This window comes from Escherichia sp. WS1265 (genome assembly GCF_046487585.1).
Taxonomy (GTDB): domain Bacteria; phylum Pseudomonadota; class Gammaproteobacteria; order Enterobacterales; family Enterobacteriaceae; genus Escherichia; species Escherichia coli.
This window is the reverse complement of the sequence record NZ_JBJQJE010000027.1, coordinates 54,223-65,002: the sequence shown is the minus strand read 5'-3', so window position 1 is coordinate 65,002 and position 10,780 is coordinate 54,223. Positions and strand designations below refer to the sequence as shown.

17 protein-coding genes are annotated in these 10,780 nt (G+C 42.2%); 15 read left to right on the top strand and 2 right to left on the bottom strand.

Annotation, left to right across the window (positions count from 1 at the left end; all coding sequences use genetic code 11):
- The coding region (locus ACJHX3_RS21990; RefSeq protein ID WP_410236210.1) for an RNA-guided endonuclease InsQ/TnpB family protein at positions 1–322 on the top strand (322 nt) is incomplete at its 5' end.
- Between the two features lie 1,271 nt (positions 323–1,593).
- Here the strand turns inward: ACJHX3_RS21990 and repA are convergent.
- Positions 1,594–2,622 (bottom strand): plasmid replication initiator RepA, encoded by a 1,029-nt coding sequence (repA, locus tag ACJHX3_RS21985; RefSeq protein WP_045146383.1) that lies wholly within the window; start codon positions 2,620–2,622, stop codon positions 1,594–1,596.
- Positions 2,623–3,699: 1,077 nt separating this feature from the next.
- Between repA and ACJHX3_RS21980 the strand changes: the two genes are divergently transcribed.
- From ACJHX3_RS21980 to ACJHX3_RS21915, 14 genes are all read left to right on the top strand, one after another.
- On the top strand, positions 3,700–4,206 hold the full coding sequence (locus ACJHX3_RS21980) for a CaiF/GrlA family transcriptional regulator (RefSeq protein ID WP_001326595.1): 507 nt from the start codon (positions 3,700–3,702) through the stop codon (positions 4,204–4,206).
- A complete protein-coding gene (locus ACJHX3_RS21975; protein ID WP_001127357.1) occupies positions 4,199–4,414 on the top strand; it encodes a DUF1187 family protein in 216 nt (71 codons plus the stop codon). The genes ACJHX3_RS21980 and ACJHX3_RS21975 overlap by 8 nt, the downstream gene beginning before the upstream one ends.
- The gene (locus ACJHX3_RS21970; protein WP_045146385.1) at positions 4,407–4,583 is read left to right on the top strand and encodes a hypothetical protein; all 177 of its coding nucleotides are present in this window, start codon (positions 4,407–4,409) and stop codon (positions 4,581–4,583) included. The genes ACJHX3_RS21975 and ACJHX3_RS21970 overlap by 8 nt, the downstream gene beginning before the upstream one ends.
- A 2-nt stretch (positions 4,584–4,585) precedes the next feature.
- Positions 4,586–5,563 carry an SPFH domain-containing protein gene (locus tag ACJHX3_RS21965; RefSeq protein WP_063084540.1) on the top strand — a complete coding sequence of 326 codons (978 nt, stop codon included), beginning with the start codon at positions 4,586–4,588 and terminating at the stop codon, positions 5,561–5,563.
- Between the two features lie 300 nt (positions 5,564–5,863).
- Positions 5,864–6,307: an NfeD family protein gene (locus tag ACJHX3_RS21960; protein WP_103809042.1), complete on the top strand. Its 444-nt coding sequence runs from the start codon at positions 5,864–5,866 to the stop codon at positions 6,305–6,307.
- A gap of 3 nt (positions 6,308–6,310) precedes the next feature.
- Entirely contained in the window at positions 6,311–6,481 is a 171-nt protein-coding gene (locus tag ACJHX3_RS21955; protein WP_000550721.1) for a hypothetical protein, read from the top strand.
- Between the two features lie 10 nt (positions 6,482–6,491).
- Positions 6,492–6,797 (top strand): hypothetical protein, encoded by a 306-nt coding sequence (locus ACJHX3_RS21950; protein WP_247146885.1) that lies wholly within the window; start codon positions 6,492–6,494, stop codon positions 6,795–6,797.
- A 15-nt stretch (positions 6,798–6,812) separates the two neighbouring features.
- Positions 6,813–7,064 carry a hypothetical protein gene (locus ACJHX3_RS21945; protein ID WP_410236209.1) on the top strand — a complete coding sequence of 84 codons (252 nt, stop codon included), beginning with the start codon at positions 6,813–6,815 and terminating at the stop codon, positions 7,062–7,064.
- 15 nt (positions 7,065–7,079) lie between these two features.
- A complete protein-coding gene (locus ACJHX3_RS21940; RefSeq protein WP_001360345.1) occupies positions 7,080–7,382 on the top strand; it encodes a hypothetical protein in 303 nt (100 codons plus the stop codon).
- Positions 7,379–7,636, top strand: coding sequence for a hypothetical protein (locus tag ACJHX3_RS21935; RefSeq protein WP_106708600.1), 258 nt, complete (start codon positions 7,379–7,381; stop codon positions 7,634–7,636). The genes ACJHX3_RS21940 and ACJHX3_RS21935 overlap by 4 nt, the downstream gene beginning before the upstream one ends.
- A gap of 3 nt (positions 7,637–7,639) precedes the next feature.
- Entirely contained in the window at positions 7,640–8,638 is a 999-nt protein-coding gene (locus tag ACJHX3_RS21930; RefSeq protein WP_106708601.1) for a type IV secretion system protein, read from the top strand.
- Positions 8,639–8,643: 5 nt separating this feature from the next.
- Positions 8,644–9,285, top strand: a complete 642-nt coding sequence (locus ACJHX3_RS21925) for a type IV secretion system protein (RefSeq protein WP_106708602.1) — start codon at positions 8,644–8,646, stop codon at positions 9,283–9,285.
- On the top strand, positions 9,285–9,530 hold the full coding sequence (locus ACJHX3_RS21920; protein ID WP_106708603.1) for an EexN family lipoprotein: 246 nt from the start codon (positions 9,285–9,287) through the stop codon (positions 9,528–9,530). The genes ACJHX3_RS21925 and ACJHX3_RS21920 overlap by 1 nt, the downstream gene beginning before the upstream one ends.
- Positions 9,530–9,784, top strand: coding sequence for an EexN family lipoprotein (locus tag ACJHX3_RS21915; RefSeq protein WP_106708604.1), 255 nt, complete (start codon positions 9,530–9,532; stop codon positions 9,782–9,784). The genes ACJHX3_RS21920 and ACJHX3_RS21915 overlap by 1 nt, the downstream gene beginning before the upstream one ends.
- 164 nt (positions 9,785–9,948) lie before the next feature.
- On the opposite strand, the gene ACJHX3_RS21910 is transcribed toward ACJHX3_RS21915, so the two are convergent.
- On the bottom strand, positions 9,949–10,740 hold the full coding sequence (locus tag ACJHX3_RS21910) for a DUF5710 domain-containing protein (RefSeq protein WP_022645137.1): 792 nt from the start codon (positions 10,738–10,740) through the stop codon (positions 9,949–9,951).
- Between the last annotated feature and the right edge of the window lie 40 nt (positions 10,741–10,780).

Below are 10,780 nucleotides of genomic sequence, written 5' to 3'. Positions count from 1 at the left end.
CCGTTCGATACTGGATCAGGGCTGGTATGAAATGCGCCGCCAGCTTGAGTACAAGCAGCTCTGGCGTGGCGGTCAGGTGCTTGCTGTTCCGCCAGCGTACACAAGCCAGCGTTGCGCGTGCTGTGGTCATACAGCGAAAGAAAACCGCCTGACACAAAGTAAATTCGTGTGTCAGGCATGTGGATATACAGCGAACGCCGATGTAAACGGCGCTCGTAACATTTTAGCGGCGGGGCACGCCGTACTTGCCTGTGGAGGGATGGTGCAGTCAGGCCGCCCGTTGAAGCAGGAACCCACCGAAATGATTCAGGCGACAGCCTGAACGTCGTAGGAATCCACGTCCTTTAGGGCGTGGAGGATGTCAAATATTGACCAGGAATTAAATTCCCAGCTTTCGGCGTGGACTATACAGTGTGTGATTCACCACGATGAATCCTTTGTTGATCCACTGTGTGACCTGCGCAGGTTGAACTCCGGTCAGCCTGGCGAACGATGCCTGATTCCCCCGATAGAACTTGTTGATGTATTCAATCAAAGGCATTTTTTAATTCTCCGAAACAACGCAAAATCATATAGTAATTTACTATATGATTTTTATTTCGCAAGTGATTAACTCATCGGATTTCTTTGTAGTTAACGAAACGTTAAATTTAGTTTGTGCCTGGAATGGCACGCAAGAAGCACACTAGCATTATCATTTTGATCAAAACGCTATTTCCCCCCGTTATTGGGGGGCTTTCTTTTTGATGCCGCGCCAGCGGCATGTAAGGCGGCACTCTGTTGTTTTATATGGCACAGAGCTAAACCGCCGAAGCCCGGCGTAAGCCGGTACTGATTGATAGGTTTCACCTTACCCATCCCCATCCTGCTAAGCCATACCCGCTTTCAGCCATGAAATAGCTTTTGTGCGCGGTCGGAGTGGTCCCGACAAGGGTTTACCCGCAGTCGGGGCGTATCTCCGCGTTAGCGGACCGTCAGGGCCGCTTACGAGCGTGTATTTGGTACTTCCAGCCAGAAGGCTGACAGCGATGAGATTTCTTAGTTACAACATCCATTATTGAAAGCGATGTTGTTCCCGCCCTTTGGGCGGGGGCGGCGGCGCTTTTCAGTGATGGGTTGGGCGCTGTGGCTGAGTATTTGCAGCGTTTTTTTGTAGGAGGGTTGGAGGGGCTTTGTTTTTCATTAGGCAGAAGTCCATATGCCCGCCGCGAAGCGGTGGGAGGTACTTTTATATTCTGAGCGGCGCGGCGTTAGCCGCTGCAAGCGAAGGCATTTTTTTGATTATCCACAGTTGTTTCAAAGATAAATATTTTCCCTGCGGCGAAGCAACGCAGGGGATTAAAGAACAAGGGTTAAGAATATATTGCGGGTTTGATGTTCTATGTTTGCTGCTTTCTGAAGTTATTCCTTTGCGGGTTTTTGTGGATAACCGAAGGCGTTTTTACTCCGATACCCTATTGCGGCCATCAAAAAACTGTCAGAGCGGGACAAAATGAAAAACGGTCGTCAAATATGAGGAATTTCATGAAATGCAGGCAACACGAAAAGCCCCGAAGGGGCTGAAGAGAGTGCCGATTGTATCAGGCAGCTAAACTAGTGGGGTGGCGAAGCTGTCAGAGCCAGTTCAAGCTGACGTAGATCTCTGGCTACCAGTTGCTCTAATCTTTCTTTAGTGCACCAGTACGCTTCGTCCGGCGGCATACGCTTCAGAATAAACCGCGCAATTTCGTTTCGCTGTTCATCATACGGCAGTTTTGCCAGGCGATTAGCACGTTTGCGCTCCGCTGCTTTCTTACGTCGGGACTTGATGGCATCGAGAGAACGCTGCGCATACCAGCGTTTACGAGCCGAGTGAACAGAGATTTCTTCGCCCTCGCGGATAACGCTTTCTTTAATCAATTGCAGACGGATTTCACTTTCTGCAAGGCGCTTACGTTGCTGTTCCTGAAGTTTCACCAGATCAACTCCCAGCATTTTCCAGCCAGTTTCGGTGATCCAGACGTATTTCGGCAGTCGCTGGCGGGATTCACGATCCCATATCGTCTTTTCTGACGTTCCCAACGTGCCAAAGGAAACCTGCTCTGCCAGCAGACGGGAAAGGCGCGATACTGTGACTGCGGTTTCAGGAATCACGTCTCCCTTACTGTCTTTTGGGCTTATTTCTTCTGCCAGGCGGGAGACAGACATGCCGACAGTGTGCAATCCACGATCACAAAAACTCACAAGTACAACCCATATTGCGTCAAGCAGCCGCTGTTTTTCCGGTCGGAATTTATATTTGCGACCGACACTCTGACGTTTCAGTACATAAAATGGATGCAACGACATGTGCATTCTGAGTGTGTTCTGACCAGTGACCGGGTCTTTTTTAACGAGACGATTGTAAGCGTGGCCCAACTGTCCGCCCAGCGCCTTATAGTTGTCGGGACGGAACCAGGCTGGATTCTCACACTTTGGCTTAGTGGAATGTTCACCCCGGCGACGTTTTGTTGTTCCGCCTTTGTTTTCCTGGAGGACCAGGAATGAGCTTTCAATACCCGCTTCGTAGTCCTGCCAGAAACGGACCTGCTCTTCCGGTGATAGTTCAGACCAGTGACGTTTGCTAATCACAGCAAGCTGCACTTAGCTTGCACTGTAAGAGTTGATATTTCCTTCTCATGGAATTAAACTCCATCTCAGGTAACAAGCATACCTGAAATAAATAAGCTCAAGGCTCTGCCTTGATGTCAGCCCCCGCTAATCTGCGCTCCCTGGAAAAGACGAGATTACGGGGGTTTTCTTTATCTGAAATTTACGTTCTCGAACAAAATTTCAGCACCTCGTTTTCTGCATTTACAAATCGCGGAAAACTTGCCTGCAAATTTAGCAGCATGGGCGCAATCGATCAACGATGTTCAAGCCTGGCTCGTTTCCTTTTTGATTCAACACACATCTCTGACAGCTTCAAAATCGTTTTCAGAACAGCTAGTGAAGCCCCTTCTTTACTGACGTTCCCCATACAAAACCTTACAAAATCAGAAATTCAGAATTTTGTATATTCAAAAAAGTTTTTTTGACTACATACACCCACTCACACGATCGAATAAACCACGCAAACAGTATTATCTAGATTTTTAGATCGTACACCATTTAACAAACAGAATATTATTCTGTTTTTTAGATATTATACAGATCATTAGATCGCTCTTCTGGCATTGACAGGTTTTAAATGTCGCACACACAATACTATCCAGATGATTGTAAAAAGCGCGTTCATCGCGTTTTTTGTGCTCATTGCCTGGAAAATGAGCACTCTTTGACGCCCGTTAGAACGCTTGTCATCTCATGCTCTTTAACAACCCCGGACAGCGGTCATTGCCTAAAGCCCTGGCATAAGGAGGTTATTATTCGTGCATTTCAAGCACCGCTGGCATCTGTCAGCAACGGGCTACGTAACAGAGTGACGTGCCGCGCCATCTACACAGGTAACGACTCTTTATCCGCAAATATCATTCTGCATACTTAAACCCCCTTATTTGGTGAACTCGCGTTGAGTTAATCTCACTCACTCTCTCCCTGAGCAAGTCGTACAGGCTGCAACGCAGAAGTACACCAGATTTGCCAGTCTCCACTCCAGGTAAGGGGGTTTAGCTATGCATGATGATGAACAATCAGATAAAGAGCCTGTAGTGAGTGGCTGCAACTTTTCATAATTAGCTTATGACGCTGTATTCCGGGGATGTTTCTATTTCAGACAAACAACCGGGAGAAAATATGGCGCGTAAGTTAAAAATTAATCCTGTCATTCCTGAATGTGTGGCAGATTTGAAAGGATATCCACTCTATATCATCGTTGCTTATTGGGGATTAAGAAATAATAAAACGCTCACAACAACGGATGTTAGCCGTAATTTCCTTATTACACAGCAACAATCTTATGATGTGCTTACCTACATTTACCAGGAAGCACAGAAGCAGATAACAGCAACTAAACGAACACTATTTAACGAGCACAAAAGAAGAATTAGTGCGTTCAGGATTCTTGATATTGACAAAGGCATATTGCGCACCCCAAAAAAAGAGATTGCATATGCCAGCTACGACAATATACCAACTGTCACAATGAAAAGTACCCGTTGTGAGATCCAGGATAGTTTTACAGAACTGCGCCGCTGGATGTGTTCAAGAAAGACAGGTGATCGAGTGGAGGTATTTTTGAATGCCTAAGTACCAAATAAACGCAACCATCAAAAAACCAGGTGGTGGCCCCGTGAAATGGACTCATTACAGCGACTTCCCTATGACCGCTGAAGAATGCAGAAAAAACTTCTCAAAAGAAAAAGAAGCAGGAAAGTGTTTTTCTGTTGATGTTCATATTTCAGATTTCATTTGCAAAGAGATACCTCCACAAAATGCAGGAAATACATATGGCTGATTTTGGTTCCACTAAAAAAACAGTGACATTTGAAGAATGGCACGAGCTATTAATGGATTACGCAGAGTTACGCGGTGGAAATGCCGCCGATGCGGAAGCATGGCGTGGTGATTATGAAGCAGGAAAAACTCCGGTTGAAGCATATTGTGATGAATGGGGAGAGGATTAATCATGATTGACGCTATAATTACGCCAATAGTTACATCTATTCCGTTACTCTTATTAATTTTAGTCGCGCTGATATTCGTTAAATCTGCCGTCAAAATCGTGCCGCAAGGTAATGCCTGGACAGTGGAACGCTTTGGTAAATATACCCATACGCTTTCCCCCGGTCTTCACTTCCTGATCCCGTTTATGGACCGCATAGGTCAACGGATCAACATGATGGAAACCGTCCTGGATATTCCTAAACAGGAAGTTATTTCGAAAGACAATGCAAACGTAACTATCGATGCTGTTTGTTTTATCCAGGTCATTGATGCAGCGAAGGCAGCTTATGAAGTCGATAATCTTGCATCAGCTATTTCAAATCTTGTCATGACCAATATCCGAACTGTCGTTGGTGGAATGAATCTCGACGATATGCTTTCTCAACGTGACAGCATCAATTCTAAGCTGTTAACGGTTGTCGATTATGCAACTGATCCGTGGGGAATTAAGGTCACACGTATTGAAATTCGGGATGTTAAACCACCAGAAGAACTGACTAAGGCGATGAACGCGCAAATGAAAGCGGAACGTACTAAGCGTGCCCAGATTCTGGAAGCGGAAGGTATACGCCAGTCACAAATTCTGAAGGCGGAAGGAGAAAAACAGTCTCAAATACTGAAAGCGGAAGGGGAACGGCAATCAGCGTTTCTTCAGTCTGAAGCACGCGAACGTCAGGCAGAAGCGGAAGCTCGCGCAACAAAACTGGTGTCGGATGCAATCGCTGAAGGTGACGTTCAGTCTGTTAATTACTTTATTGCGCAAAAATACACTGAAGCACTCCAGGCAATTGGCACAGCATCAAACAGTAAACTGGTGATGATGCCGCTTGATTCAAGTAGCCTGGTGAGTTCGGTTGCAGGTATCAGTGAACTGCTAAAAAACGTATCACAGGATACTCACAAAGTTGATATGAAACAGGCTCAACAATATTTGTCTTAAAACCGATAGCGGACGGTGACAATATTGTTTTAATCACCGTCCTCATATTCACGAATGAGCAAATCATTTAAATGAAAACTTATGATTTCATCCTTCTTATTTTACATATAATCCCTATGGGGGCATGGATCTTTCTTCTTTTTATTACAAAAGATGAGAACAAAAACCACATCGCATCAATATTTCCATTATGGCTGAACTTCGTAGTGGTGATGATAGCGATGGCTCTGCTGCCCCTGTTAATATGGAGTTTTAATTTGGCGTTTATTCAATTTCTCTCTTTTATCATGGAGATTAGCCATGTTATGGTTTACACTGTTTCTTCTGTGTATTGCACTTGAAATTATAACCGGAACAGGATGGTTACTCTTAATCAGTCTTGGTGCATTATCAAGCGCCATTGTGGGCTTTTTTCTTCCGATATCACAAGAAGCCAATATATGCTTCTTTGCATCAATCAGCATACTGGCGTCGATAATTAAGTTATTCTATGACAAAAAACATAAGAAATTAGATACTCTCCTGGTGAATACAGGGCATTCACGTTTTAAAGGAAAAGAATTTACGCTCAGTGACGATATTGTTAACGGCAAGGGGCAATTACTCATTGGTGATACATTCTGGCCAGTTGAGACGTTACACAATGAAAACTACCCTGCGGGAACAAGAGTTATTGTTACAGACATGCAAGGAATAACTCTTAAAGTAATGACCATCGAAGACAAGAGTGAAAACAAGGAATAAATCATGCATCTTTCGTTGTTAATTCCGCTTACAGGAGCAGCGATGAATGCACTATGTATTTTTATTATCAGACTTCTGGATAAGGATTTTATTGAAGTCTACAAAAAAACGCTAAAAAAAATTACTGCATTACATATTTTATTGATGGTGTTAAGTGTCACAGGAATAGTATGAGGACAATTCTATGCGAAACGCAAATGAAGGAATTTCTCTTGCAGCTATTGTAGCTAAAGAAACAACAACAGGTAAATGGAATGGTACTGGTGGTATTGGCTTATTCATCGGAGGTGTTTCTGGTTCTAAACAAGAGCAGACACAAAGGGCAAAAAACTTTGAATCGCCTAAAGAGGAAGAATACAGTCTATTAAATGTATACGGTTCGATAATAAAAGTTCTCGTTTTTGGCGTGCTATTTGGTTTATCTGCCCGTTTATTTACATCTTTATCAGACACTGGACTTCAGGAGAACAGGACCGCTTCTGTATTCTGATAGTATATTCAGGATTTGAAGAAAGCATTTATTTATTCAGGGCATACAAAAATGAGTGCTTTTATTAAGCTGGCATCTGTTCTGGCGTTATTTATTAGCCCGGTTGTGGTTGCAATAGCAGGAGAACAATCTCACTGTACAAAAATCAACGAATACCCTTTCATCGTCACTCAATGCGACGACGGAACTGTGACAGTGGTGAATGTGATAAATAACCGTGTAGCTGTGTGCCGTAAAGGGGAATCATGCAAAGAAATAAAATTATAACTCTGGACACATTACATGACTCAAGCAAAAGCTAATCTGAGAAAACTTCGCCGTGCACGTTATGTCCCCCCTCGAACAGTAAAGAAAAGCATAGCGAATACAGAACGTGTCGTTTCAAAAGCAATTACCGGCTGTGGTGTCTTCCGTGATATACCACAAGTAAAAATCAATCTCATCGAAACAAGGAAAATTTTACAAATCGAACTGGCTTTATCCATTGCTAACTTATCTGAGGCGAATCCAATTGAGATACGAAAAAAAATCAAAAGCATTGACCGACAATTATCTTCAACCTCAAAAATCAGAACTACATTATGAAAAAAAACGACGATTTAATCACTTTACCATCTCATAACAGCCACGCTCTCGATTACATCATTAAAAAAGCGTTTACACCACGTAAAACCAAAACATCGACAGCAACCCACAACGTTTATAGCTACAATAAAGATGAATCCACATTAAATTTCCAAAAAATTGGAGAAGCAATTTTTTTCGGTACAGACCTGGTAATTAAGCTGAAGCCAAATATTAGTGCCTCTGGTGAACTCTTCATCTGCCAGAAGGAATAAGCCATGAATGTTGTTTCATTATTTCTTGAGAAAGTAACAACCGCTGTTGAATCCACGGCGGCGACGAACGCCGCTAAGGTTGCACAGGCAATATCTCCTGTATTCTTTGCCGCCATAGCCTTATACGTCATTTATCTAATATATGAAATCACGTATTCCCAGCGTGACGTCATCATGAGCGAGGTCACAAAAAACATCGGTGCATTCGCCCTGGTTGGTGCATTCACTTATTCAGCACCTTATTACAGTGAGTTTGTGATTCCGTTTGTCATGCACGCAGGCTCCGACCTTTCTGCTGCTGTAACGGGTAATTCAAGCTCTGCAACCAGTGTTGATAATTTGTGGAATATGCTTTCAACGAGTTTAAACGATTATAAGATTAAAGCATTAGATGCTCTAGATTGGAGTGACCTCGGAGATCTAATAAATGTGCATATCGTTTGGCTCATCGGTTATGGGGGCGGATTACTACTTATCTATTACACAGCTATTTTATTATGCCTATCCACATTCATGGTTGGCATTCTGTTATCCGCCGGAATTTTGTTTATTTGCTTTTCCCTGTTTGCTTCAACAAGAAATATGTTTACAGCATGGGTGGGGAGTTGTCTTAACTACATTCTACTTAATCTTTTTTACAGTATATCCTTCAGTTTCGTTATCAGTTTTGTGGAGCAAACCGTCCCGTCAAGCGGAAATATAACCCTCACAACAGTGATTTATTTCTTTATGGTCATTGTTATCTCTGTATTCCTTGTAGAACAGGTTGGCACACTCTGTTCTACATTAACAGGTGGGGTAGGTATAAATGGCCTTACATCAGCCGCTAATGGCTTTGGAGGTAAAGTTGCATCCGGTTTTATGCGAGCATCAGGGCTTCGCGCTTTCGCAGGAGGTTTCTCCAAACAAATGTCAATGCCATTTTACCAGGCTGGACGGGGCGCTGCCAAATCATTGCAGGGACGATCCCCGAGGTCTGGAAATATAATTAAACCGGGGTGATTAACATGAAAAATAAAGTCCTGTCCGTTCTCTTTGCTGGAATAATTACCGTAACATCACCATCAATCTTTGCATCTGGTATTCAAGTAGTAGACGTTACAGCGATAGCTAAAACAGTTGAAGAAGGGCTAAATCGTGCCGCTGAAGCGGCAAGACAGCTTGAGCAACTCAAGCAACAATATGAACAGACCATAAGATACGCTGAAGAACAGAAGAAAAGACTCGAAGGCTTCACTGATTTCAGCAATGGCTTTGATAGCGCATCCAGCTATATGAAGGATTCTCTATCAACAATAACAAATAGTGCAAAATCAGATCTTAGCTCTTTGCGATCGCAATATGACTTATCAAGCAACGTTGCAGAGACGCAACAAAAATATGATGCAATCCTGGCTAAGATCAAATTCTATGAAAACTTCAACAATGAAATGCAGGAAAGGGCTAAGAGATTAACCACGTTACAGAAGGAGTTCGCGTCAGCAGATACTCCGCAAAAAAAAGCTGACTTATCTAACCAATTGAATACAGAAAAATTGACAATGGAGCTACAATTGAAGCAATATGATATTGCAGAGAGACAGCTTGAAGCTGAACGCAAAGCTCAAAAAGAAGTATATGTTCGCCAATTGAGAGAGACATTTAGGTGATGAACAAGTCACGAAATGTAATTATTGCATCATCCATGCTATTTGCAGTATTCATGTTAGCAGGATGTAAAGAAAAAGTTTACGCTGTTGAATACTATACAAGCAACCCAGCCGAAGCTGCTAAAACCATTGAGCAGTGCAGAAAAGGCGATATTACAGACCAGAATTGTGATAATGCTCGCACGGCATTAGAGCAGATAAAAAAAGAAGAGTATAAGAAGAAATTGAGAGAGACATTTAGGTGATGAACAAGTCACGAAATGTAATTATTGCATCATTCATGCTATTTGCAGTATTCATGTTAACCGGATGTAAGGAAGAAGTTTACTCTGTAGAGTATTATTCCTCTAATATTGACAAGGCTGAAAAAATCATTGATGACTGCAAAAAAGGCATAGTAACAGACCAGAATTGCGATAATGCTCGTGCTGCACTTCAGCAAAAACAAGATAGTGAATATAAAAAGAAAGTTAGTGAAATGAGAAGACGCCTTGATTAAGGAATACATAAAATGCCAACGAAGCACTCTATGATCTAAAACGAAAAGAAATCATGAGTCAAATGCTTGGACGCTCCAATAAATAAACTTATGCCATGATAAAAAACCCGCCTCGTGCGGGTCTTATCTTGCGTAAAGATTTATAAAACCTCCACTACCAAGCATTACTCTATGGCTTGCCTGTGGTTTGCATTAGCAAAAATTGTTTCATTTATTACTTCATGGAGTTTTATTTTCTTCGCCTGTTCAGATGTGACTGGATAAAACACACCACCTGGCTCATCAAACATCATAAAGTCTCCCTGCATTGATTTACAGTGACAACAATGATTCGCGTAGTAGGTCATTTTCGCTGTTTTACTATAGGCGGGATAATATAACTTAGAATGCTTATTGATTATTGATAACGCAGAAGATGATATCCTTCTTACGTTGGATAAAATAGCCCATGCTTTTGGATTGGTTAACCACTGATAAATTATATTTTTCTTTGAATCAAAATATACCATACCTCGTGGAGAAGATGTTTCATACCATTTATCTAATATGCGACCTTCCCATTCAGCAGGTTTAACCCCACAAACAACATCTCTATAACTAAACCAACGAGGCAAAAAAACACCAAACACAGGAGTTATTTTCTTACAGCGCCAACATGACTGGTAACTTTCCGCAATATAAAAACGTTGAGAAAAAATATTGTAATCATGTTCGTTTAATTCTTTTACCCACTGAATAAAATAAATTGGATTTTTCCCCTGTGGAACAAACCATTTCCGTTGTTCTTGATCCCATTGCGCCCCTTTTTGTTTGGCTAACTCCTTTTCTTCAAAAGGTACATTTAAATAAAACCGCGCCATAACCAACTTAACTCCAGTATTCTGTTCTGATGATGCAACAGGATAGATATCAAAACTAAACAAAGAGTGCAATTCCGCCTTTAATGGCTCATTCATACCCGCCTCGTGCGGGTTTTCTTTTGTCTGAAATATGGAG